Source organism: Mucilaginibacter glaciei (assembly GCF_014773245.1).
Classification (GTDB): domain Bacteria; phylum Bacteroidota; class Bacteroidia; order Sphingobacteriales; family Sphingobacteriaceae; genus Mucilaginibacter; species Mucilaginibacter glaciei.
The window spans coordinates 202,481-227,983 of record NZ_JACWMX010000003.1 but is presented as its reverse complement, the minus strand read 5'-3'; the positions used below and the strand labels follow the sequence as shown (position 1 = coordinate 227,983).

Genomic DNA, 25,503 nt, shown 5'->3' with positions numbered 1-25,503 from the left:
TATTATTTCCCCTGCGCAATTAAACGTTTAGCCAGGGGTTCTTTTACAAAATGCCTGTTATCACCAAAGGTAGTAAAACGCTCAGGGCGTTTAATTTTAGCCAGACCGGCGATGAGGATATCATCATCACCTGTAAACCATAGGATAGCTTCTTTTTTATTTAATGTGCCTTTATACATAAAATCGATCTGAAAGGGTTTTTTTGTAAAGTCAACTATATAAGTTGCCTCTTTTTTGGTACCATCTTCATAAGTAAACGTCACGTTTTGGTCATCAACAAAAATAAGGTGATTGCCTGTTATCTTTTTGAAATTCATATACCAATCGCCTATCAGGTCTTCCTTAGTCGGCAAATGCAATGATTGCGGATTTTTCACTTTGTGATAAACCAATATATTATGATCGTTCGTGTCAATCTTTACCGGCATTTTTTTCTTGTTAACCCTTAAAAGAGTGCTATCATTTAAAAATCTGATGATGCTTGCGGATGAATCTCTGTTGCTTTCTAAATGAGAATATAATACAGACGTATTATCTTCAAAACTCCAGGTTTTATAATTGGTATTAAGTATCATCCCATTTTGTGATACGGTTTTCAGTGTCGAATCATTTGAAAATACAATGCAATAATTTCGGTTTGCAACTTTATAATAAACCTTCCACTGCCCTACAAGATCCTTCCGGGTGTGATGTTGTGCGTAAGTGTTTGTAAGTAAAAAAATAAAAAAGGTAGAAACGAGTAGTTTTTTTAGCATACTAAATGACTTTGTTGTTTACCACAATCAATACCCCTCTTTCTCGTTAGGGAAGCTTTTGGCTTTCACATCGCCTACATAAGTTTGGATGGCATCGTTCATCACATCAAACAGATTACTGTACTGGCGTAAAAAACGGGGTTTAAAGCCTTTATTAATACCCAGCATATCGTGTACAACCAAAACCTGCCCGTCGCAATTCTGTCCGGCGCCAATGCCTATGGTTGGTATAATTAAACTTTCTGTTACTTGTTTAGCCAGTTTAGCGGGTATTTTTTCTAACACTACGCCAAAGCAACCCAGTTCCTGTAATTTTAAAGCGTCTTCCTTCAATTTAGTGGCTTCGGCCTCCTCTTTAGCCCTAACCGTATAGGTACCGAATTTATAGATAGACTGCGGCGTTAAACCCAGGTGGCCCATTACGGGAATGCCTGCAGTTAAGATCCGGCTGATGGATTCGGCTATTTCAACACCGCCTTCCAGTTTTACCGCATGCGCGCCCGATTCTTTCATGATCCGGATAGCCGATGACAAAGCTTCTTTAGAATTGCCCTGGTAAGAACCAAAGGGAAGATCAACTACTACCAATGCCCTTTTTGCAGCACGTACTACCGACGACGCATGGTAGATCATCTGATCGAGCGTGATGGGCAGTGTGGTTTCATGACCGGCCATCACGTTAGACGCCGAATCGCCCACCAGTATGATATCCATCCCGGCGTTATCTACAATGGCAGCCATCGAATAATCGTACGCCGTTAGCATGGCAATTTTTTCACCACGGTTTTTCATTTCCTGCAATATATGCGTGGTAATCCTCTTTACTTCTTTATTTACCGACATGGCTTTTGATGGTTAACGCCTAAACGTACGCAAATGTAAAAACTAATTACACTTTAAGTTAGCCACGCCTTATTTTGTATGGACCGTAAAAAGCAATACATCAACTCAGGGTTAACAACAGGTAAACAATACCACCTTTCAAACAATAATTAAAATAAATATTAACCACTGCGTAAAACTATTAGGAATATTATTTATCTTTATACCAACCTATTACAAAACTACTTTATGAGTAAACCCTAATACTCATGGCAAATAACAAACATCACTGCTTTAGGTGCAAACGCACACTTACCGACCGCATCCCGCGAAGTAAGTTTATCAAAACTTTTTTTCCCTTTTTACATATTAAAGTATTTTTTTGCGGGAATTGCCTTGCTAAAAGGTACGTTTTTGGCAAAGAAAAACGATTAAAGGTTAGTTAACCACCCGCCGACTTTAATTAAGTATATTTTCGACAGTCGTATGCCTGTATTTTTTGAAAATTTGGCTTCGTCCATTAGAAATAAAAACCTATTTTTGCGCCGTGAACAAAGAGGTTATCCACTTCCGCCATCCGGTATTGTTTCACGGGGCCTTTCAACAGGCAAACCGGTTTTTTAATCCTTTCAATTTTTTTGCAAAATGAATCATTTCACCAAACTACCTGCAGTATTGTTACTGGCCGATGGCACCGCTTTTTATGGCAAAGCCGCGGGCAAAATAGGCACCACTACCGGCGAGATCTGCTTTAACACCGGGATGACCGGCTACCAGGAAATTTTTACAGATCCCTCATACTTTGGGCAAATAATGGTGGCTACCAATGCACACATTGGTAACTACGGTATAAATACCGAAGAAGTAGAATCGGGCCAGATCCAGATTTCGGGATTGGTTTGCAAAAACTATAATATTGCCTACAGCCGTAAACAGGCCAATGAATCTATCCAGGATTACTTTCAGGAACAAAATATTGTGGGTATCTCTGATATTGACACCCGCCAGCTGGTTCGTCATATCCGCGATAAGGGCGCTATGAATGCCATCATCTCTTCAGAGATCTTAGATATTGACGAACTGAAAGCCAAACTGGCCGAAGCACCTGACATGGACGGTTTGGAACTTTCTTCACAAGTATCAACTAAAGAAACATATACTTTCGGTAACGAGGATGCCGCCTACCGCGTGGCTGTGCTTGACCTTGGTGTAAAGAAAAACATCTTGCGTAACTTTGACGACCGCGATGTATTTGCCAAGGTTTATCCTGCAAAAACAACGTTCGAAGAAATGGAGAAGGACTTTTCCCCATCGGGCTATTTCATCTCTAACGGCCCCGGCGACCCGTCTGCAATGCCTTATGCCATTGATACCGTAAAAGAAATATTAAAAGCCGACAAACCATTGTTCGGTATTTGTTTGGGCCACCAGTTACTGGCCCTGGCTAATGATATCCCTACAAAAAAGATGTTTAACGGCCACCGCGGTTTAAACCACCCCGTTAAAAATGTGATCATCAACCACTGCGAAGTTACCTCTCAAAATCACGGCTTTGGTGTAGTGCAGGAAGCTGTACGCGCATCTGACAAAGTAGAGATCACACACGTGAACCTGAACGATCAATCGATAGAAGGTATCCGTGTAAAGGATAAGAAAGCTTTCTCGGTACAGTACCACCCGGAATCATCTCCCGGCCCGCACGATAGCCGTTACTTGTTTGATGATTTTATCAATTCGATGAAAAAATAAAGGCGGCTCGCCATATATCGATATATTTAGTCGGGCTTAACACGTTAAGCCCGACTTTTTTTTGACTTGTTATCAAATTATATTAAGCGATTATAAGGCGTAATTACTATATTGATTCAAACTGTATCTATGAAACGACTCCTGCCATTATTAGCGATTCTACTTGTTTTTTTCGGATGCGCACAATCGCAAGACTGTCCGGAAAACATCAACAAATTGCCTATGTATGGTAAATTAAGTAATTTAAAAAAATGCAAGGAACAGATTGCTTTTGACAACGATTTTATAGCGTTGGTTGATAAACAATACAAGAAAAGAGAACAAGGTGCCGATCATATGGTAATGCGAGGATGGCAATATTTAAGGTCGCAGAAGTTGGATACGGCAATGATGCGATTTAATCAGGCCTGGCTTTTAGATAGCACCAATTACCAAATTTATTGGGGTTATGGCGATTTATTAGGTATGCAGAAACTATTTAAGCAGTCTATCCCTTACTTTGAAATAGCATTGAAAATCAATAGTAAAGATGCCAAATTATGGCAAGATGTTTCGACAACTTACGGTAACGTATTTTATGAAACCAGGGACAAGAAATATTTAGACCTGGCTATTAATTCTTTAAAAAAAGCTATTGCCTTAGATCCTAAGAACCCTAATTTATATGGTCAGTTAACTGCTGCTTACAGCTATGTTATGCAAAAGGATAGCGCTCAGAAATATCTTAAGCTGACAGATAAGCTCGATCCTAACGCTGTCAACCAGAAGTAAGGGCAATTCTTAAACAATAACCTATCCGCGCATTTTACCGCCTTTTTCACAAATCAAACACCCCATTAAAAAGGCCGCAAAAGTGTAAACCCACCCTTTTCACATCTATTTGATTATCAAATTTTTAACATAATTTTTTATCGATATATGTAAACCTTTGTAAACCCATTTGCATGTTTTTTAACGCTGTTGAAACGCTGATGTTTAAGTGTATTTACAAACGGTATTTTAATGGTTAAACCATTAAAAGTTTGGGGAGATCACCGATACAGATATTGGTAGCTATTAAAAATGACCTCCGTCTACTCCCTTACGGAATACCTTTACCGACAATTTACCGCTGCTCGCCTAATATCGCTAACGGAGGGGCTGGTTTTGATACAATTTTGTAGTGTTAAAACTAAACACAATCATGACATCATTACTTACAGCCCCCTTAATTTACACCATAATTTGCTTTGTGCATTATGCGGTAATATTGTTCCATCTAATTGGCAGCCTTATTTGCTGATAAGCGCTAAGTCACCGCTTTAAGCCGCACTTACGGCCATTAAGTTATGTTCCTTAATTAATACTGATTGCCGATATTGCTTTTTATTAATGTTTTTGCTTAAGTTAGGCTATCCATCACAATCGCCTAATGCTACAGAAAAACTTAAAAAAGCTGGTGCTATTTGCCTCGCTCCTTTTTGCTTTGCCGGCACTTGGTAATGCGCAGCAGCCCAATCCTGCTGCGCATAAAAACACCGACTCGATACTGGCTGTACTACCGGCATTACCAAAAGAGAGCGTATACCTACAGTTTGATAAAAACAGCTATAATATTGGCGATACCGTTTGGTTTAAAGGCATCATTACCGCGGGCGATGATCATCAAACTTCTGACCTAAGCAATATACTTTACGTGGAGCTGATCGACGCACAAGATTCGGTGATTAAGAGGTTAACGTTATATGCGTCTCGCGGGTTATCCAACGGCGACTTCCCGGTATTAAATGACTACGTTCCGGCGGAGTACCGAATTAGGGCATACACAAAATATATGCTCAATTACGGCCCCGATTTTTTTTTCAATAAGGTGATCCCTTTTGGAGTGGTTGCAGCTCCAAATATGAGCAACGGTAGGCTCGGCCTATCGCTTTATCCTGAGGGTGGTAATTTGGTAAATGGCATAAGGTCTAAAGTGGCTATCGAGCTGATTGCGCCGGGTAATACAGCAGAAGCTGCCTCGGGAACTGTATTCGACAGCGATAAAAACGAAGTAGCCACCTTCATTATCGGTAAAGATGGCTTAGGCGCATTCCCTATTACGCCTGTTGCCGGGAAAACCTACTGGATAGCTATTGATTTAAATGGAAAAACGCTTTCAAAAAATTTGCCCAATGCATCGGCCGCCGGTTTTATATTAACGGTAAACAGCTTTTTGAGAGATAGCATCTACGTTAAAATTTCAGGCAAACTGCCGGCGGCCCAAACCCCGACCGGTTTTAACGTAAGACTTGTAGCACGGGCAAAGGGAGGAACTTATTACAGCAGCCAGGGCAAATTTACGGGTTTGGCTTTGGGCATCAATATTCCCAAAAACATCCTGCCACCGGGTGTCATACAATTTGTTTTACAGTCGGCAGCCGGCGACGTTTTAGCTATAAGGAATATTTTTAATAAAACGAATGATAAACTGCTTTTGGACTTGAAAAACGAAGGGCTCAATACATCAAAAACCATAAATAACTTTACGTTGCAGGTTAAAAACCCTGCGGGGCAATTAACCAACAGTAACTTTGCGGTATCAGTTGTGAAGGTAGATGATGTGCCTAACACTAAACAATACTCCTGGCAGGATTTGTACGCCGATGTTAATTTAACGTCGGCCTATTATGGTGAGATCAAAACGCCAGAAAAATATTTCACTAACGGTGCTGTCGATTTACTACCCGACCTTGATCTGCTAATGCTTACCCGGCCGGATTTTAAGTATAAGTTGGCTGGCGTAAATCAGGTTTATAGTGATAATAGCTTACAGCAACCCGAAAAGAATTTAACCCTTGAAGGCTTAATTAAAGGTATTGACGATAAGCCTGTAAAAGGGGCAAAGGTATCTGTGTTTGCCCTGGCAGAGGGCTTTAAAAAAGACACCCTGACCAATGAGCGGGGCTATTTTAAATTTGATGATCTTGATTTGCCGGATAGCACAAAGCTTTTAATTAGTGCACAAAAAAAAGGGGTGAGATTTTGCAATGTTTATGTTGCCGCACCTGTTTATCCTAACGTGGATGCTTTGCCTGCTATCGATGCGATATCTGACAGCACTTGGTTAGCCGACAATCAAAAAGTACAAACGCCTGACGATAAAAAACAGCCGCAGTTACCCAAAAAAACACGGATATTAAAGGAAGTGAAAATAACTGCCAAAAAAGTGGAGAAGCCAACATTGCTGAATAGGTACGGAACCGATAATTCTTATACCGTTAAGGGCAAAGATTTGAAAGACTGGGGCAAGCTTTCGGTTGGCCTGCGAATTAAATTGCCGTTCGTTTTGTATAATAACGGTGTTTTTTATTCATTAAGGTATCCAAATCCAGCTTTGCATGTGGTATTTAATAATGTTGAAATTGATCCGCAAAGAATAGATGACTATTTAGATGCAGATGATATTGAAAATGTAAAAATATTAGAAGGCCTACATTATAAAACCCTTTATGGTATACCTATCAATCCCAAAGCAATGAATTTGGACGACATTATATTGATTACTACAAAGCAATGGGCCGGTACTGCAAAAACAGCTTACGCGCTCAAAAAAGTGACACTCAATATCGCTGACGAAAATGGCGCGATGAAAGAACGGATCTTTTATACAGGTATGGAGCCGGGTAATAAAATGACTTATAGTTTTCCGGGGTATGCTAAGCAAAGCGTATTCAATCCAAATTTTTCCGGGAATTTAAATTCGGCTAAAACCATATACTGGAACCCTAATATTGATACCAATAGTAATGGCGAAGCATCCATCTCCTTTATGCCACCTGCCAAAGGCAATTATAGGATAGAGGTAACGGGCATTGACCAGGAAGGCAACCTGGGCAGCCTTAACTATCGGTATAAAGTAGAATAGAAACCAAACCATTTTTGAGTGCTGGTTAACTATTTTTTGAAGATTGCCTTCTATCGGAATAGAGGTGTTTTTATTATATTTACCCTATGGCAAAACAACCTATAATCACCGTAAATAACCTGGTAAAAAACTATGACGATTTCCAGGCTGTAAAGGGCATAAGCTTTGAGGTTTACGAGGGCGAGATCTTCGGCTTGCTTGGCCCAAATGGGGCCGGCAAAACCACCACGTTGGAGATCATAGAAACCCTGCGCGATAAAACATCGGGTGAGATAACGGTGGACGGGTTCAACATTGAGACCGATGCCGCCAGCATAAAGCAACGCATTGGTGTACAATTACAAGCTGCCGGTTATTACCCTAACCTTAACCTTTCAGAGTTGATCGTGCTTTTTTGCGGATTGTATGGCGTAAATAAAAGTCCGCTGGAAATGCTGGAGAAGGTTGCGCTTACCGATAAAGCAAAGGCTAAATATAAAGACTTGTCTGGCGGGCAAAAGCAACGCTTCTCTATCGCCACAACGTTAATAAACAACCCACGCATCATTTTTTTAGATGAGCCCACCACCGGCCTCGACCCGCAGGCACGCCGTAACCTTTGGGACTTGATCTTAGAGATACGCGCGGCGGGCACCACAGTTGTTATTACTACCCACTACATGGACGAAGCCGAGGTACTTTGCGACCGCGTAGCCTTTGTAAATGGCGGCCACATCATCGGTATAGATACGCCCGATCATTTTATTGACCAACTGGTAGCCAGCGGATTCGAGCGAAAAAAAGAAACCAAAGGCGCCAACCTCGAAGATGTGTTTATTAACCTGACAGGTAAAGAATGGCGGGAGAATTAGCCACAATGGCAGATACGGTGTACCAACAAAATGACTCAATGATCAATGACTTAATGACAACGTTTTTATATGAAATACAGTAACCTACGCGCTACACTGGCCATTGCCAAAGCAAGTTTCCGCTCCATTATCCGCAGCCCATCGGCGGTAGTATTTAGTCTGGCCTTTCCGCTTATATTTATTGTAGTGTTTGCCAATATTGGCGGCAGTGGGGTATCTGTTGATGTTGGCGTTGTAAAAGGCTGCGATACCTTAAACCCAGTTTACATAGCACTAAAAAACAGCAATGTTATCCATCTTATAAAAGACCAGCCGGCAGATGAGATGAATAAAAACCTGGCTAAGGGCAGTATCGATGCCATTGTTGATATTAAACCTTACACGCCTGGCAAAGCTTTAGGCTTAAATGTGCAATACAGTAAAGCATCAGCGGGCAAGGGTGGTATTTTAAAATCGTTACTGAACAACGTTTTTTATCACATGCAGTCGGAGTTGCTGAAAAAGATCCAGTCGTTCTCCGCATTACAGATCCCTAAAGTGGTCGATCTACAGGAAACCACCATCAGCGGCCGCGAGTATAAATACATTGATTTTATCTTGCCCGGCCAGTTAGGTTTCTCCTTATTAAGCAGCGGGGTTTTCGGTACAGCATTCGTGTTCATCAGTTTGCGGTTAACCCTTGTTATTAAACGCTTTTTTGCCACCCCGGTTAAAAAATACAGCATTGTTTTAGGCGAGGCATTGGCCAGGCTGGTATTCTCACTATTAGGTGCTACATTTATAATTTTGGTGGGCCACTTTATGTTCGGGTTTACGCTCATTCACGGCGTGGTCACGGTGCTGAATATGCTGGCACTTTCAACAATCGGGCTCATTATATTTATGGGCTTTGGCTTTGTAATATCAGGGCTGGCTAAAAACGAAAGCTCCGTACCGCCGATAGCGAACATCGTAACGTTGCCGCAGTTTCTGCTTTCGGGCACTTTCTTTTCGGTAACGGCTTTCCCAAAATGGTTGCAACATTTAAGTAACGCACTGCCGCTAACCCATTTGAATAATGCCATGCGTAAGGTTGCCTTTGAAGGCGCGGGCATAGGCGATGTTACCCATCAGTTATTGATCCTTTTAATATGGGGTATAATTGTGTATTCGGTTGCGGTCAAGACCTTTAAATGGGAATAAAGAAGAGACAAAAGAATTATTAACCTTAAGAATAGTCAAAAGCATTGGCAGGCGCTAACGACTACCGATTAATTAACTTACAGGTCACTATTATCGTTTATTTTTAACGCAACGGGTTAACAATCACTACAAATACAAAATTTCCGTTGCGATTTCCTCTTTTTGCGCTTAACTTAGCCCACCAAATCACTAAAGTAGATCACTCAAAAAATCATACAATAAATTATGAGCTTAATAATTGATGTTCATGCGCGCCAGATACTTGACTCACGTGGCAACCCTACAATCGAAGTAGATGTAATTACAGAAAATGGTGTTGTTGGCCGCGCCGCAGTACCTTCTGGTGCTTCTACCGGTATGCACGAAGCTGTTGAACTTCGCGATAACGACAAAGCCGTTTACATGGGTAAAGGTGTTTTAAAGGCCGTTGCTAACGTAAACGACATTATTGCCGACGAACTTAAGGGTGTTGACGTATTTGAACAAAATGCAATTGACAGCTTAATGATTGCGCTTGATGGTACCGAAAACAAAGGTAAATTAGGTGCTAATGCTATCTTGGGTGTTTCCTTAGCAGTTGCTAAAGCTGCGGCGCAAGAGAGCCGCCAGCCATTATACCGCTACATTGGTGGTGTTAACGCCAACACTTTGCCTATCCCGATGATGAACATCGTTAATGGTGGCTCGCATTCTGATGCGCCTATCGCGTTTCAGGAATTCATGATCATGCCGGTTGGCGCTTCATCTTTTTCTGAGGCTATCCGTTGGGGTACCGAAGTATTCCACAACTTGAAAAAGATCTTGCACGACCGTGGTTTATCTACCGCTGTAGGCGACGAAGGTGGTTTTGCACCAACTTTTGAAGGTACCGAAGATGGTGTTGAAACCATTTTACAGGCTATTGAAAAAGCAGGCTACAAGCCGGGTGTAGATATCTTCATCGCGTTTGATTGTGCTGCTTCTGAATTTTACAAAGATGGTAAATACGACTATACTAAGTTTGAAGGCGACAAAGGTGCTATCCGCACCAGTGCCGAGCAGGCAGATTACCTGGCTGAATTAGCTAACAAATACCCAGTTATATCTATTGAAGATGGTATGGCCGAGGATGACTGGGACGGCTGGAAATTGTTAACCGAAAAAATTGGCGATAAAGTACAATTAGTAGGTGACGATTTATTTGTAACCAATGTTAAGCGTTTACAACAAGGTATCGATAACGATACGGCTAATTCTATATTGGTTAAGGTAAACCAGATTGGTTCATTAACGGAAACCATCAACGCGGTTAGCCTGGCACAAACCCACGGTTATACCTCGGTAATGAGCCACCGTAGCGGCGAAACTGAAGATGTTACCATTGCCGATTTGGCTGTAGCGTTAAACTGTGGCCAGATCAAAACCGGTTCGGCTTCACGTAGCGACAGGATAGCGAAATACAACCAGTTACTACGTATCGAAGAAGAATTAGGTTCTTCGGCTCGTTTCATCGGTAAAGATTTCAAGTACTTTAAAAAGAGATCATAAGCTGTAAAGCATATAAAATTGGAAGCCCCGGGAAATCGGGGCTTTTTTGTGAGTCCACCTTTTTGCAACCGTATTTTAGTTGCAATTTTAATAAACTCTTGCTACCTTTATATCAAAGCGCGATGCGATATTTACAGGATACCAAGGCGGTATACTTTTTTGTTAAATCAGGAAGATAATTTTATGAAAAACGTATTAAAAAAATTGATACATGTCACGACAAGAAAAATTAGTGAGTCGTTTATTATTGGTTCCAAAGGATTTCACTTGGGACGAATTATGTAGAGTTGTAGCTTTTTACGGCTACGAAGAGTTAACGGGTGGGAAAACAGGAGGTTCACGCAGAAGATTTGTTGATGAAAGTAAAAACATCATTACGTTGCACAAACCTCATCCATCAAACATTGTTAAAAGTTATGCGATCCGTGAGGTTATCGCTCATTTAAAAGAAAAAGGTCACGTCAACGATGAATGACATCTTACAATATAATAATTACTATGCATCAGTTCATTTTAGTGCTGATGATGAGGTATTTCATGGAAAAATATTAGGTATTAATGATCTGGTAAGCTTTGAGGGCGCATCTGTTAAAGATCTCAAAAATGCATTTGAAGAAGCTGTAGAAGACTATTTGGAAACCTGCACAATGATTGATAAAACGCCCGAAAAAACGTATAAAGGGACGTTCAATGTCAGGGTATCATCAACCTTGCACAAAGAGGCTGCTATCTTCGCAGCGGTGAACAATATCACACTGAATGAATTTGTCAAACGTGCGCTTTCGTTCACTCTTAGTCACAAGAACGGCATTGTAGTAGATCAATAATTTGGTCGATTTCCTTTTCCGCCTTTCTCTCGTTACTTTAGCCCCAATGAACAGGAAAGGAATTATTCGCACCATTATGATATTGGCTATATTGGCTATTACCATAGCATGCGACCAGATATCAAAATCAATTATCCGAGCGCGGCTGGATGTGTATGATCATTATAACTTTTTAAATCATCACTTCAACGTGTTTAAAGTAGAAAATACCGGCGCATTTTTAAGCTTAGGTAATAATCTGCCTGACCCTTTTCACTTTATCCTGCTAACGTTATTACCCGTTCTGGCACTTTTAGGCGGATTAGTTTATATTATTATTAAACAAGACATCACCAGGCTCACCCTGATCGGAATCATCTTCGTGATCGGTGGCGGTATGGGTAACCTTTACGACCGCATTGCCCACGGCTCGGTAACAGATTTTATGCATATCGATTTCGGGGTCTTTGAAACGGGCATTTTTAATGTAGCCGACGTATCTATCATGATCGGTATCGGATTGATATTTTTGGATGGATTTGTGAAGAATAAGGAAGTGAAAGAGCAGGAAATTTTAGCCTCGGAGTAATGAACTTTTTACAGCTTTTATCAAAATACGTCACAGGTAATTTTCCGACAGATCGGTTATCTGAAATTGGCGTTGTGGCGTTATCTGAAAATTTAGACTCTCCCTCATTACGCATTTTGGCGGGATTGGGAAAAAACGAATCTTCGTCTGTGGTAGAACATTACCTAAAGTTAAGCCTCCAAGAGCTAAAAATTGTGATGCCAGGTAAACGAAAAGCGGCTTTAATATATGCGCTATTTGTAACGAATGAAATAATCTCTGGTGTAAAAGAACTTACAGAGGGCATTTCGGAGATAAAAAGTAAGGCAATTGACAGCTTTGATTTCCGCTCAGAAACTAAGATGTATGTGTATGACAGCATTGGGTTTGAAGAATTACATGGATTATACGTCACCTATGACGACCTGACAGACATCAATCCTCCGTTAAAAACAGATCATGACAACATAATTGAGGTTAAAAAGCAGCTGCAAAACGCCTTGACATCATGGAAGCCACAATTGGAACAGCTGTGTGAGGATAGTTAGTAAATAACTCTTCGCGTTAAGGATTGCAGCGGATACCGGCCTTGTGGCTAAGGCCCGTGCAGTATGAGCGAAAAGCCTGGCCCGCCTCTATCTGCGGGAACGTCCAGGCAATACCAAATCCCCTCCTGCCAACACTCATCCCAAACATTTACTTCTCAATATTGAAAATAGAAAACCACCCTCGCCCGTCACTCAAAACACACAACTCAGCACTCCCTACCCTACTTAATAATAAAAGCGTATCTTTGCGGATAATTACCCGTTGATTTACGGTTTTGATCATTACACACTCTTCAGATCCGCTTAATGCTTCGCGTTAGCACATATACATTACAAACAATACATGTCATTCGAAAATTTAAATTTAATTGAGCCTATTTTAAAGGCTTTAAAAACAGAGGGTTATACAACCCCTACCCCTATACAAGAACAAGCAATACCTTTTATACTACAACACCGCGACCTTTTGGGCTGCGCACAAACCGGCACCGGTAAAACAGCCGCTTTTGCTATTCCTATTTTGCAATTATTGTTTTTAGATAAACAAAAACACAAGGAGCAAAAATCTATCAAGGCCCTGATATTGACCCCCACCCGCGAACTGGCCATCCAGATCAGCGAAAGCTTTACCGCTTACGGTAAAAACACCGGCTTAAAAAACCTGGTGATTTTTGGTGGTGTATCGCAAAACCCACAAGTTGATGCTTTGCGCCGCGGTGTAGATATCCTGATAGCCACACCGGGCCGTTTGTTAGACCTGATGAACCAGCGCCATGTGCACTTAGATCAGATCAAAATGCTGATATTGGACGAGGCAGACCGGATGCTGGATATGGGTTTTGTGCACGATGTTAAAAAGATCATCGCCAAGGTGCCGCAAAACAGGCAAACGCTGTTTTTTAGCGCTACCATGCCTAACGAGATCCAGAGCCTGGCCGATTCTATTTTGCAGAAACCCGCCAAGGTGGAGGTTGCCCCGGTATCGTCAACTGCCGATACCATACAGCAGTCGTTATACTTTGTAGAAAAAAACGATAAGCGTTTATTGCTTAACCATATTTTAAAAGATAAAAACATTAAAACCGCGCTGGTATTTACCCGTACCAAGCACGGCGCCGATAAGGTGGTTAAAGATCTGGTAAAGGCCGGCATCACTGCCGAGGCTATCCACGGTAATAAGTCACAAAACGCACGCCAGCGCGCACTGACAAACTTTAAAAACCGTACTACACGTGTTTTAATAGCTACAGATATTGCCGCCCGCGGTATTGACATTGATGAGTTGACCCACGTAATCAACTACGAGATCCCTAACATACCAGAAACTTATGTCCACCGTATTGGCCGTACCGGCCGTGCAGGTGCCAGCGGTATTGCCCTTACTTTTTGTGATGGCGAGGAAGAAATTGATTTCCTAAAAGATGTGCAAAAGCTGATAGCAAAGGATATCCCCGTACAGGAAGATCATCCTTACCCGTTGAGCATGCAATCGATGACGGAGAAACTGATGAGTAAAGCCAAAAACGCTCCTGCTAAAGGAAAAAGCGGCGGCGGTGGCGGTCGTTCTGGTGGTGGTAACAAACGCCCCGGTGCAGGCGGCAGGCCAAGTAGCCACCGTGGTGGTGGTAGCCCAACCAACAGCCGCGGCGGTGCCAGCGGCATGAGTGGCGCAAGCAAATCATCAGGCCAAAGGCGCAGGGATTAGGTTTTAAAAACTAAGATCAGAGGTTGGAGATTAGAGGTTAGTTAATGCTGGCTTTAACCCTTCAACCTCTTTTTTTGTGCCTTATTTTCAGCACATAACGATATTTTTCCGATCTCTATGCGCTAATCATCAAGCACTAAATTAAATTTGCATCCCTCAAAGAAATTAAATAGCTTTAAAGTGAAAATACAGCCTGCACAAATGAGACGCCTTTTTGACCTTATCAAAAATAAATTCTTTCTGGCAACAGTAGCATTTGTTATCTGGATGATTTTCTTTGACCGCAACGACCTGTTCTCCCAATACGAGTACCACCAGCAACTTAACAAGCTTAAACAGGAGCAGCTATTTTACAAAGCCGAAACCGAAAAGGTTAATAAAGACCTGGATGAGCTGACATCCGATAAGGCCAAACTCGAAAAATTCGCCCGCGAAAAGTACCTCATGAAAAAAGATAACGAAGATATTTTTGTTATTGTGCATGAGAAGAAACAATAACTCTAAACTCTCCAGGCGTCATTGCGAGGTACGAAGCAATCCCCAATAGGGTAGGTCGTCACTTTATCTCTAAGATATAGAACCTTTACTCCAAATACACCTCGCTATCGTTCAGGATAATAACATCGTTTATTCAATCCACCAATATCCTTACTAATACCACTACCCCAATAACCATGAGCAAAAACAGCCAGGTGCCTTTGTGCGCAAAGTTAAAAGTCCAGCCTAAGCCATAGCGCTTGTTAATAATCAGCTTTGGGTTATGCGGATTGTAGTAGATCAGCCCCCATTTCCAGTGGCTGTTGTCATCGTTGTTTAGCTCGTTCATTTATATTAATGATTAGTTGCGGGTATCTATTTTAGGCACGGCAAACATAGCCTCCTTAATATATTTAACCGGCGCACTGCCATAGCTCAGGAATTTCTCGTTAAATTCCTTCAACTTATAAGCATTGGCTTTCTTCTTTTTCCATTCATCGCGCAGGGCGGTAATTTCTTTATAGCCGGTATAATAACTGGTTAACTGCACACTGCTCACGCTTACCCGCTTCCATTTGCTATCTGCCTCGGCCTGTTGTTGGAAAGCGTCTTTAGTCAGCATTTTAACAGCTTGCTCTTTAGTCATATTGTTGGCGTGCACGCTATAGTCCAATATGGTATTACAAACCGATCGCAAGTTCCATTTATACCACATCAGGCGCATCTCAGGCTCACTGTTGCCAAAGCCTGCATCCAGCATCATTTGCTCGGTATAAACTGCCCAGCCTTCAATCATCGCACCATTCCCAAAAACGGATTTGATGATACTTGGCGATTTATTGGCGTAAACCAATTGCGTATAATGCCCGGGGATAGCCTCGTGAATGCAAAGGATCTGTAAAATGTATTGGTTGTACTCGCGCAGGTAACTCTCTGCACGTTCGGGCGCCCAACCCGCAAGGCTACCCACATTGTAGTAAGTATTACCGCCCTTATCATAAGGCCCCGGTGAACTTACCGACGCGCCTGCTACTCCGGCCATATAACCCGGCTCTTTACGTACTACTAAAGGTTTAGAAGGATCGAGCGTTAGCAAATCCTTTTGCTTTATGAAAGCGGTAAGTTTGGGTATCTGTGCCTCAATAGCCGATTGGAATTCGCCCGGTGCAACGTGTTTGGATGAAAGTGTATCTATCATCTGCGCGATTAGGTCAAGTGAATCTTTAGGCATTGTTTTAGTACCAAAATATTTTGGCCACAGCTGGCGGCTCAGTTTAGTCATTTCGCGGTGCAGGTATTTTTTACGCTCAACCGCAGCGTTGTAGGTTTGTTGTGCGGTGCCTTCGGCCTGGATGTCATATTTAAACTTAGCTTCATACAAATCCTTCCCTAACCTAAAGCTGCGTGGTTTATCGTTCTTGAACGCCTTTAACCAGGCTGCAAAGCCCTTTATTGCTTCGGCAGATACCTTGGCACGCTCAACCATCAGCTTTTGTTCTGCGGCGGGGATGCTGGTCTTTTTTAATGAATCGGCAAAGTCGCTCTCTATCACACTAACGCCACCCAGATGCTGATCAATAGCCAGTTGGGTTAATTCTACAACAGGGTTCTTGATCTGTTTTTCGGCTTCTTTATAATAAGCTGGTATAAAGGCCATCTTTTGATAGAAATTACGCAGGCGCTTGGGTAACGGCGCATAATTTTCATTCAGGATATATGCGAATGTGCTGATCACATTGTAAGATGATGGGTTCCACTGGTAATCTTTCAGTTGTTCCAGGTTCCATTGCATAGATTCCATTTGGTTTTGTATCAAACGGTAATCCATTTTATTTGCATCAGATAAACTCCCGACGGGGAACCTGCTTAATGAGTCCATTTGCTGCTTGGTGAAATGGACCATCTCACTATGGCTTTTATCTGTAGGGATAGTAAGTAAACTATCATACTTATGGTAACCAACCGTAGTTGCCCAATCCGGGTTTAACTGCCAAAGTTTATCTAAAAAATGCGTTTCATATAAGGTAAATGCGGCATCATCTTTAGTAGTGAGTTGCTCGCCGCCCTGGCCATCTTTTTTACAGGCTGTGAAAGCCGCTACGTAAAACGAAAGTAATAGTATCTTTTTTATCACTGTTTAATGCTTATTTGCTTGAATGTATAAACTTAAAACATTTGGGGGATATAAAATCAAACCGTTAAATAATTTGTTAAACTGCAAAAGCAATTTATGATGGCCGAGCACCAGATTTTAATAACCGAAATTGTGAAACTTTTAGAAGGCGGCGGCGCGCATGCCACCCTAAAAGATGCACTGGCAGACATACCCGCCGATAAACGCGGTATCAAACCAAATAATTTGCCCTACAGTATTTGGCAACTGGCCGAACACATCCGCATTGCGCAATGGGATATGCTGGAATTTAGTAAAGATGGCAGCCACGAATCGCCCAAATGGCCCGATAAGTATTGGCCCGAAGAGAGCAGCCCGGCCGATGATGCCGCGTGGGACAAAACTATTGACAGCATTAATACCGACCGCAAAGCTTTTATCAGTCTATTAAAAAGCGGGGATATCTATGCACAAATCCCGCATGGGACGGGCCAGACAATTTTACGTGAGGCCCTGCAAATGGCCGATCATAATGCCTACCATACTTCAGAGATCATATTGTTAAGAAGGTTGCTGGGTATCTGGAAATCGTAAAGATGTGCGGATGTGCAAATTTTAAATGTGCAGATGTTTTGATTTGCATATCTGCACATCCACACATTTGCATATCTATTTTAATCCCTTCACAAAGTCAACAATACTGCTAACCAATTCGGGCTTGAGCGGTAAGCTGGGTTGGGTATAGGTAGCACCATTAAGGGCACGGTCGGCCGGTGCTTCTTTCAAAACATGGTTCATACCGGGTATGATCACCAGCTTAGCGTCAGATGGGGCGGCTTTTTTCAACTTTTCCGCATCGGCAACGGTTACTTGTATATCGGTTGTACCTTGCAATATCAGCATGGGTAATTTTATTTTTTTGATCTCTCGGGTGGGGTCGTACCTGAACCATGATGCCAGGTAAGGCTGCATATCCGGCCCGGCAATGGCGTAGATCTTTGGGTCGATGCTTGGAGTGAATTTTCCCTTCTTTAAACTATCCAGCATTGTTTTAAAATTATCAGCAATATATTTAGGCTGCGATTTCATTTGCTCGGTCATGATCTTATCTGCCGACTGGCCCGCACCTGCTACAGATATAAATGCTTTAACCGGCTGGTCGCGGCAAGACAGCATACCCACCAACGATCCTTCGCTGTGCCCTAAAACAATTACTTTTGAGAAACGCTGATCGTCATTAAGCAAGTTTATCAAACCAACGGCATCATCCACATAATCGTCAAAACGCAGTTCTTTTGTTTTGGTTGAGGAGATGCTTTGCCCAATCATGCGTTTATCATATCTTAACGACGCAATACCGCTTTTGCCCAGTTCGTTAGCCAGCATTTTGTAGGTGTTGCCACTTAAACTGCCCATATTGTTGTTACCATCCCTATCTGTAGGGCCCGAACCGGCGATGATCAAAACCACCGGAACTTTGCCTGATACACCTTTGGGCATTGCCAACGTGCCCGATAAAGTACCAGACAATGTTTTGAGTGATACAGGTGACTCGGCAACAGAAGCATCAACCGGGATATTTATTGAGGGATCTTTATAAGGCTTAAAGAAAATTTGCGTGAGTTTGCCCTTTCCGTCTAACGAAAGGTTAAGCAAAAAAGTAATATTCGCAAATACCGATTTATAAATAGCAGTTGGCGCAGTGTACTCCACAAATTCGGTTAGCCCAAGGGTGCCTAATTGGGTTTTTAGCTGTGTTGTTGTTGAATTCCATTTATCTGCCGGAATGCTTGCCTTTAATTCGGGACTAAACATAGCATAAACACTGTCGGGCTTATTGCTATTGTAAAACTGCTTAAACTTATTTAAAGCCGTTGCATAATTTGCCGGAGCAGTTTGTGCAGATATTTGAGCGGAAACCAATAATACCAACGCAATAACATATAATCTCTTCATTCTTTTGGACGGGAAAATTTGTGCTTTGCGAAAATAGCAAAAATAGGGATGCCTTTAAATTTATACTTATCGTAACCAACAACATTTATTTAAAAAGATGCGTAAAAGGTAACATTGAGTATAAACGATAGTAATATTGTTGTTATATTTAACGCTTTCTTTAAAGGAAATACTATCGAAAAATTTCTACAAAACAATTAATGAGGGTTAAATCAGGATGCTATCTGATAGCGTTCATAGCATGTTTTTATAGTTTTAGTTACGCGCAAACCAAACCACCGGTAATACGTGGCTATGTTTTTTTACAAAATAAAACTGCCGCAGAAGCCGCCACAGTAATTTTGTTAAACCAGCAAGATTCGTCAGTAGTATCGTCGGCATTGGTGAATGTTGCGGGTGCTTTTATTCTGCAAAATATTAAACCCGGCAACTATTTAGTTTTAGTTACCAGGTTAGGTTACCAGCGCGCGCTGTCTGAAAACTTTCAGCTCACCGCGGGCCGCGACATTACCGTTCCCCGCATGATATTAATGCCAGCCAATACTGAACTTAAAGCAGTATCGATATTTGCTAAAACGCCTTTTGTTGAAACCCGCCCGGGCAAAATTATTATTAACCCGCAGGCCAGTATCACGGCCGATGGAAAATCAGCATTAGAAATACTGCGGCAATCGCCAGGTGTAAAGGTTGATAACAATGACAATGTGAGTATTAGTGGTAAACAGGCCGCTTTAATATTAATAGATGGCAAAACTACCAACCTGAGTACTTCTGATCTGGCTACCTTGCTTCGGAGCACCCAAGGGTCAACCATAGAAAGGATCGAGCTTATCCGTGCAGGTTCTGCCAGGTATGATGCCGCGGCCGGTGGCATCATCAACATTATTATTAAAAAAGGTAAAAATACCGGCACCAATGGCACCTATACAGCCACCGCAGGCTACGGCCGTTATTACAAAGCCAATACAGGTATATTGTTTAACAGCCGTAATAGCAACGTTAATATTTTTGGCAACTATAACCTCGAATCCCGTAAGAGTTTTAGAGATATCTATACAGACAGAAACATTACCAGCATAGGCGGTTTAAGTAACTATAACTCTACTTATACAAATACGCAGCAGTATTTGAGCCATACCTTTAAAGTTGGTGCCGATTATTACATTAGCCCGAACCACATAATTGGTGTAGTAGTAAACGGGGCAGTTACTAACGTTGACTTTGCAAAAGACAACACACTGAAAATTACTAATAATGGTAATTTAGATTCTGTTATAAAAGCCTCATCAACTATAGCCCGCGCGCTTAATAACATTAATTATAACCTTAACTATAGCGGGAAATTAAATAACAAAGGAGACAATATATCGGCCAACCTCACCTATACCCCTGTTAACCGCCATAATGATGAGTATATCGCCAACAATTTTTTCAATTCGGCAGGCAGCTCCTATCGTAACCCATTGCTGTTACAAAATTTGTCGCCATCTAACCGTAATAACTGGACAGCCTTGTTAGATTACGCTAAATCTATGTCCAAAACCGGGAAGTTAGAAGCTGGGTTAAAGTATAGCACTACCCACAGCAATAACGACTTTGTTTTTGGCCCCAAGGTAGGCAATACTTATGTAAGCGACCCAAATTTTAGTAACCAGTACATTTATACCGAAAAGGTAAGTGCCGGGTATTTGAATTATAGAAATTCATTCGGCCGATACGACCTGGAAACCGGCATCAGGGGTGAATACACCAGTTCTTTAGGCAATTCAATAATTAACAACGAAGTTACCTCCCGTAAATATTTTAACTTATTTCCATCTGTATTGCTCAATTACAGAGCCAACGAAAAGAACCAATTTAATATTGGCTTTAGCCGTGGAATATTAAGACCTGAATATGAAAAACTCAATCCATTTTTCCAGTTTTTAGATCTGTATAGCTATCAGGCAGGCAATCCATACTTAAAACCTTCATATACCAATGCCATTTCTATCGGCCATATTTACGATGAAAAGATCTCAACTTCTATTTATGCCGATTTTAATACAGACCAGATCCTGCCCTATTACATACAAAACAACACCAATAAAATTGCTGTATTAACCAACGTCAATCTCGGCACGTCTAATGTTTTTGGTTTAACGTTAAACATTCCGGTGCGTTTTTTTAATTGGTGGAACAGCAGCTACAGCATAAATGCTTCCTACCAGCATTATAAATCGTACCCGCTATATGGAAATTTAAACCAGCAAACGGGAGATATGGTAGCCACCACTACACAAAATTTCATGCTTAATAAATTTTTAAGTGCCGATATTTTTGGAAGTTATGAAACGGCCAACGCTTACGGCGTTAACCAATTCAAGCCGCAGTATTTTATAAATGCTGGCTTAAAAGCCAGGTTGCCGGGTAATAGGTCGTCTTTAAGTTTAAACGTGTCTGATATATTTAATACCTACAGAGATAGGTATGCCACCCACTTTCAGGGGCTTGACCTAACCCAAACAGATAAATCTGAAAGCAGGATTTTTAGATTAAGCTTTAGTTACCGCTTTGGCAAAAATACGGTTAAGGACGCACCGAGCAGAAAAACAGGTAACGAAGCCGAACAGAACAGAATGAGAAGGGGCATTTAATTCTATAGCCTGATCGTGTTAATTAATTTTCATTTCCGGGTATTTACCCTTTACCTTTTTCACAAAGAAGGCACCTAATGATTCAGCGCTGATAAATTTTTTAAACATGGTTACCTTAACGCCAAAATATTGCCAAACGCCGCCATTATCTTTAAACTCCAGTTCGAGTATTTTGGCCTTGGCATCATAGCCAACACTTTGCAATGCTGTTGATTGTACTGTATGCCTTTGCATATCATAAAAGCAATCGAAAATAAAAACGGTTTTTGAAAGTTATTATCAGCCGGCGTGGCCGCTTACAGCACTCATAATTATAATGAGCAGCACAATAAAGGTGATAACGGTGTACAGGTGGTCTTTCTCCATTATAAACCCAACTGCCGAAAACGCTACCCTTATTACTGGCGTGGCAATCAGTAAGACAATACCGGCCTGTATAATAGCCCTGCCCCTGAAGGTGAGGATGCCGTTAATAACACCGGGAATGGTTTGTACAAAGTCGGGCACGCCTTTGAAATGGCTGTAGTCGGCAATGGTGTGGCCGTGGCGGTACAGGTAAACAACGCCACCAATAAAAACAACAGCCATAGATATGAATACGCCTAAACGCAGCACCCACCCTATTACTACCTGCATGTCTTTATCCTTGAACTTTCCGGTCATTACATTTACGCTGTAATGCCGAAATTAATGGATATAAGGTAGCCTTCCAACTTTAATGTTTCCCTATCTGTATTGTAGTCTTTTATTACTCACCAACCAGTAATCAATCAATTTTGTTATTTTCGCATCCTCACAGGCGGAAATAATAAAATGGACTATCAATTTAAAGATATAGAGAAGAAGTGGCAAAAGTTTTGGGCGGATAACAACACCTTCGCTGCAAAAAACAATTCTGATAAACCCAAGTATTACGTACTGGATATGTTCCCCTACCCAAGCGGTGCGGGGCTACATGTTGGCCACCCGCTGGGTTATATCGCTTCTGATATTTTTGCCCGTTACAAACGCTTAAAAGGTTTTAACGTGCTGCACCCTATGGGTTACGACAGCTTTGGCCTGCCTGCCGAGCAATATGCCATACAAACCGGCCAGCACCCTTCTGTAACTACCGAAGATAATATTGCCACCTACCGCCGGCAGCTGGATCAGATAGGTTTCTCGTTCGACTGGAGCCGCGAGGTACGCACCAGCAGCGCAGGGTACTATAAATGGACGCAGTGGATCTTTATGCAGTTGTTTAACAGCTGGTATAACAAGGATGCTGATAAAGCGGAGCCCATTGCCGACCTTGTTGCACATTTTGAAACTAACGGCAGCAGCGGCATCAACGCCGTGTGCGACGAAGAGATACTAAGCTTTACCGCAGACGAGTGGAACGCCATGAGCGAGCAAAGCCAGCAGGCCGAACTTTTAAAATACCGCCTTACCTACCTGCGCGAAAGTACCGTTAACTGGTGCGCCGCCCTGGGTACTGTATTGGCTAACGACGAAGTAAAAGATGGCTTTAGCGAGCGTGGCGGCTACCCTGTTGAGCAAAAGAAAATGATGCAATGGAGCATGCGCATTACCGCCTATGCCCAGCGTTTGTTAGAAGGCCTGGATAAGATAGATTGGCCCGAGCCCTTAAAAGAAATGCAGCGCAACTGGATAGGCAAAAGCGTTGGTGCCAGTGTGAAGTTTCCATTGGATGAAACCACTCACCTCTCACAACTCGCTACTAACTATATAGAAGTTTTCACCACACGTGTCGATACCATATTCGGGGTAAGCTTCATGGTAATAGCACCCGAGCATGAGCTGGTAGCTTCACTGACCACGCCGGAGCAAAAGGCAGATATTGATGCCTACATCACCTTAACCAAAAAGAAGAGCGAGCTGGACCGTATGGCCGATACCAAAACAGTATCGGGTGCATTTACGGGCAGTTATGTAACTAACCCGCTGAACGGCGAGCAGATCCCGGTGTGGATTGCCGATTATGTTTTGGCCGGATACGGCACAGGTGCAGTCATGGCTGTACCAAGCGGCGATCAGCGCGATTACCTGTTTGCCAAACATTTTAACCTGCCTATTATCCGGATTATGGATATCCAGCAGATGGATACCGAAGCCGACCCTACCAAGGAAGGTAAATATGTAAACTCGGCTTTCATCAACGGTTTAGGTTACAAAGAAGCAACCGCAGCTGTAATTGCCAAACTGGAAGAACTGGGCTTAGGTAAAGCAAAGGTAAACTTCAGGATGCGCGATGCCATTTTTGGCCGTCAGCGTTACTGGGGCGAGCCGGTACCCGTTTACTTTAAAAATGGCTTGCCTTACCTGATCGATGAAAGCGAATTGCCATTGGTGTTGCCAGAAATAGACAAATACTTACCAACCGAAAGCGGAGAACCGCCACTAGGCAGGGCGACGGACTGGAAACATCCAGAAGGAGAATATGAGCTTTCAACCATGCCAGGCTGGGCAGGCAGCAGCTGGTACTGGTACCGCTATATGGATGCTAATAACGACCAGGATTTTGCATCGAAAGAAGCGATTGAATACTGGAAAGATGTTGACCTGTACATTGGCGGAAGCGAACACGCTACCGGGCACCTGTTGTATAGCCGTTTCTGGAATAAATTTCTGAAAGATATTGGCAAAGTGGTGGAAGAAGAGCCGTTTAAAAAGCTTATTAATCAGGGGATGATACAGGGAAGAAGTAATTTTGTGTATCGTTTGAACTTAGTTGATGATGGCAATGTAAGAAGTTATTATTTGTCAAAAAATAAATATCAGGAATGGAAAAAGGCAATATCAAAAGCGGAGCAACAACAACTTTTTAACGAATGGGGGCTTCAATTTCATTTTAGTAGTCTTGACCCACTTGTTGTGACGCAACAGTTAGCATATGAAACTGAACTTCACGTTGACGTAAATATTGTTGATAACGATATTCTTGATATCGCCAAATTTAAAAAATGGCGACAGGAGTTTATGGACGCCGAATTTATTTTGGATGAAGGCAAATACATCTGCGGTGTCGAGGTCGAAAAAATGTCGAAGTCAAAGTTTAACGTGGTTAATCCCGATGACTTGATTGAGCGTTATGGTGCCGATACGTTGAGGATGTACGAGATGTTCTTAGGCCCGCTGGAGCAGAGCAAACCCTGGAACACCAATGGAATTGAGGGTGTTTTCAAATTCCTGCGTAAATTCTGGAGGTTGTTTCATGATGCCGAATGGAACTTTAGCGTAAGCAACTCAGAGCCGACAAAAGCGGAGCTGAAAGCTTTACACAAGATCATCCGCAAGGTGGAGGAAGACGTGGAGCGTTTCTCTTTCAATACCTCCGTATCCAGCTTTATGATAGCGGTTAATGAGCTTACAGATCTTAAATGTAACAAGCGCGCCATCCTGCATGATCTGGTGATCATCCTGGAGCCCTACGCGCCGCACATTTGCGAGGAGCTCTGGGTATTACTGGGTAATGAGCCAAGCACATTATCGTACGCTGCCTATCCTAAATTCAACCCGGCTTATTTAGTGGAGGATGAATTCAGCTACCCGGTATCTATCAACGGTAAAATGAAAACCAATATCAGTTTTTCATTAACAATGGATAATACCGAGATTGAAACCGCCATCCGCTCGCACGCCGATGTGCTGAAATACCTGGACGGCAAGGAGCCCAAGAAAGTGATCGTGGTAAAAGGCCGGATCGTTAATATTGTAGTATAAACATTAATGTCATTTGAGCTTGTCGGACTATTAGCCACGCGATGAGTCTTCGACAAGCTCAACTGACATAGTAAAGAATGATCGACAAGTTCAGAATGACATAGATAAAAGAAACGTTATCCCGAATTTATTTCGGGACCTCTCCGGATAGGCGGCAAGCAAATTCAACATATTGCAATAGGGATACTGAAGTAAATCC

23 protein-coding genes are annotated in these 25,503 nt (G+C 42.1%); 15 read left to right on the top strand and 8 right to left on the bottom strand.

Going from position 1 to position 25,503, the window contains the following annotated elements:
• Positions 1–2 precede the first annotated feature (2 nt).
• Both IDJ76_RS08565 and panB read right to left on the bottom strand, forming a co-directional pair.
• A complete protein-coding gene (locus IDJ76_RS08565) occupies positions 3–575 on the bottom strand; it encodes a hypothetical protein (protein WP_224746256.1) in 573 nt (190 codons plus the stop codon).
• A 207-nt stretch (positions 576–782) separates the two neighbouring features.
• Positions 783–1,598: a 3-methyl-2-oxobutanoate hydroxymethyltransferase gene (gene panB / locus IDJ76_RS08560; RefSeq protein WP_191162775.1), complete on the bottom strand. Its 816-nt coding sequence runs from the start codon at positions 1,596–1,598 to the stop codon at positions 783–785.
• Between the two features lie 624 nt (positions 1,599–2,222).
• Here panB and carA point away from each other — a divergent pair.
• From carA to IDJ76_RS08510, 10 genes are all read left to right on the top strand, one after another.
• Entirely contained in the window at positions 2,223–3,326 is a 1,104-nt protein-coding gene (gene carA / locus IDJ76_RS08555) for a glutamine-hydrolyzing carbamoyl-phosphate synthase small subunit (RefSeq protein ID WP_191162773.1), read from the top strand.
• Positions 3,327–3,437: 111 nt separating this feature from the next.
• Positions 3,438–4,097: a tetratricopeptide repeat protein gene (locus IDJ76_RS08550; RefSeq protein ID WP_224746255.1), complete on the top strand. Its 660-nt coding sequence runs from the start codon at positions 3,438–3,440 to the stop codon at positions 4,095–4,097.
• Positions 4,098–4,737: 640 nt separating this feature from the next.
• On the top strand, positions 4,738–7,212 hold the full coding sequence (locus IDJ76_RS08545; RefSeq protein ID WP_191162771.1) for a hypothetical protein: 2,475 nt from the start codon (positions 4,738–4,740) through the stop codon (positions 7,210–7,212).
• An 86-nt stretch (positions 7,213–7,298) separates the two neighbouring features.
• Entirely contained in the window at positions 7,299–8,063 is a 765-nt protein-coding gene (locus IDJ76_RS08540) for an ABC transporter ATP-binding protein (RefSeq protein WP_191162769.1), read from the top strand.
• 69 nt (positions 8,064–8,132) lie between these two features.
• Positions 8,133–9,245, top strand: coding sequence for an ABC transporter permease (locus tag IDJ76_RS08535; protein WP_191162767.1), 1,113 nt, complete (start codon positions 8,133–8,135; stop codon positions 9,243–9,245).
• Between the two features lie 225 nt (positions 9,246–9,470).
• Positions 9,471–10,772, top strand: a complete 1,302-nt coding sequence (gene eno / locus IDJ76_RS08530; RefSeq protein ID WP_191162765.1) for a phosphopyruvate hydratase — start codon at positions 9,471–9,473, stop codon at positions 10,770–10,772.
• A 211-nt stretch (positions 10,773–10,983) separates the two neighbouring features.
• Positions 10,984–11,247: a type II toxin-antitoxin system HicA family toxin gene (locus tag IDJ76_RS08525; protein WP_191162763.1), complete on the top strand. Its 264-nt coding sequence runs from the start codon at positions 10,984–10,986 to the stop codon at positions 11,245–11,247.
• Positions 11,240–11,599, top strand: a complete 360-nt coding sequence (locus tag IDJ76_RS08520) for a type II toxin-antitoxin system HicB family antitoxin (protein WP_191162761.1) — start codon at positions 11,240–11,242, stop codon at positions 11,597–11,599. The genes IDJ76_RS08525 and IDJ76_RS08520 overlap by 8 nt, the downstream gene beginning before the upstream one ends.
• Positions 11,600–11,645: 46 nt before the next feature.
• Positions 11,646–12,167 (top strand): signal peptidase II, encoded by a 522-nt coding sequence (gene lspA / locus IDJ76_RS08515; protein WP_191162759.1) that lies wholly within the window; start codon positions 11,646–11,648, stop codon positions 12,165–12,167.
• Positions 12,167–12,694, top strand: a complete 528-nt coding sequence (locus IDJ76_RS08510; RefSeq protein ID WP_191162757.1) for a hypothetical protein — start codon at positions 12,167–12,169, stop codon at positions 12,692–12,694. The genes lspA and IDJ76_RS08510 overlap by 1 nt, the downstream gene beginning before the upstream one ends.
• 16 nt (positions 12,695–12,710) lie before the next feature.
• Here the strand turns inward: IDJ76_RS08510 and IDJ76_RS20955 are convergent, their stop codons facing one another.
• A complete protein-coding gene (locus tag IDJ76_RS20955; RefSeq protein WP_262892215.1) occupies positions 12,711–12,833 on the bottom strand; it encodes a hypothetical protein in 123 nt (40 codons plus the stop codon).
• A gap of 204 nt (positions 12,834–13,037) precedes the next feature.
• Here IDJ76_RS20955 and IDJ76_RS08505 point away from each other — a divergent pair, with 204 nt between their 5' ends.
• Both IDJ76_RS08505 and IDJ76_RS08500 read left to right on the top strand, forming a co-directional pair.
• Positions 13,038–14,399 carry a DEAD/DEAH box helicase gene (locus tag IDJ76_RS08505; protein WP_191162754.1) on the top strand — a complete coding sequence of 454 codons (1,362 nt, stop codon included), beginning with the start codon at positions 13,038–13,040 and terminating at the stop codon, positions 14,397–14,399.
• Positions 14,400–14,600: 201 nt separating this feature from the next.
• Positions 14,601–14,897, top strand: a complete 297-nt coding sequence (locus tag IDJ76_RS08500; RefSeq protein WP_191162753.1) for an FtsB family cell division protein — start codon at positions 14,601–14,603, stop codon at positions 14,895–14,897.
• 133 nt (positions 14,898–15,030) lie between these two features.
• Here IDJ76_RS08500 and IDJ76_RS08495 read toward each other — a convergent pair whose 3' ends face one another.
• Positions 15,031–15,225 (bottom strand): DUF5808 domain-containing protein, encoded by a 195-nt coding sequence (locus IDJ76_RS08495; RefSeq protein WP_191162750.1) that lies wholly within the window; start codon positions 15,223–15,225, stop codon positions 15,031–15,033.
• 12 nt (positions 15,226–15,237) lie between these two features.
• Positions 15,238–17,010, bottom strand: coding sequence for a DUF885 domain-containing protein (locus IDJ76_RS08490; RefSeq protein WP_317173956.1), 1,773 nt, complete (start codon positions 17,008–17,010; stop codon positions 15,238–15,240).
• Between the two features lie 132 nt (positions 17,011–17,142).
• Here IDJ76_RS08490 and IDJ76_RS08485 point away from each other — a divergent pair, with 132 nt between their 5' ends.
• Entirely contained in the window at positions 17,143–17,583 is a 441-nt protein-coding gene (locus IDJ76_RS08485) for a DinB family protein (RefSeq protein ID WP_317173955.1), read from the top strand.
• A gap of 75 nt (positions 17,584–17,658) precedes the next feature.
• Here IDJ76_RS08485 and IDJ76_RS20780 read toward each other — a convergent pair whose 3' ends face one another.
• Positions 17,659–18,945: a serine aminopeptidase domain-containing protein gene (locus IDJ76_RS20780; RefSeq protein ID WP_224746254.1), complete on the bottom strand. Its 1,287-nt coding sequence runs from the start codon at positions 18,943–18,945 to the stop codon at positions 17,659–17,661.
• 200 nt (positions 18,946–19,145) lie between these two features.
• On the opposite strand from IDJ76_RS20780, the gene IDJ76_RS08475 reads away from it, so the two are divergent.
• Positions 19,146–21,581, top strand: a complete 2,436-nt coding sequence (locus IDJ76_RS08475; RefSeq protein WP_191162746.1) for an outer membrane beta-barrel family protein — start codon at positions 19,146–19,148, stop codon at positions 21,579–21,581.
• Positions 21,582–21,599: 18 nt separating this feature from the next.
• Here the strand turns inward: IDJ76_RS08475 and IDJ76_RS08470 are convergent, their stop codons facing one another.
• Both IDJ76_RS08470 and IDJ76_RS08465 read right to left on the bottom strand, forming a co-directional pair.
• The gene (locus IDJ76_RS08470) at positions 21,600–21,815 is read right to left on the bottom strand and encodes a KTSC domain-containing protein (RefSeq protein ID WP_191162744.1); all 216 of its coding nucleotides are present in this window, start codon (positions 21,813–21,815) and stop codon (positions 21,600–21,602) included.
• A 45-nt stretch (positions 21,816–21,860) separates the two neighbouring features.
• Positions 21,861–22,244 (bottom strand): DUF1634 domain-containing protein, encoded by a 384-nt coding sequence (locus IDJ76_RS08465; protein ID WP_191162742.1) that lies wholly within the window; start codon positions 22,242–22,244, stop codon positions 21,861–21,863.
• 150 nt (positions 22,245–22,394) lie between these two features.
• Between IDJ76_RS08465 and IDJ76_RS08460 the strand changes: the two genes are divergently transcribed.
• On the top strand, positions 22,395–25,304 hold the full coding sequence (locus IDJ76_RS08460) for a leucine--tRNA ligase (protein WP_191162740.1): 2,910 nt from the start codon (positions 22,395–22,397) through the stop codon (positions 25,302–25,304).
• The last annotated feature ends 199 nt before the right edge of the window (positions 25,305–25,503 follow it).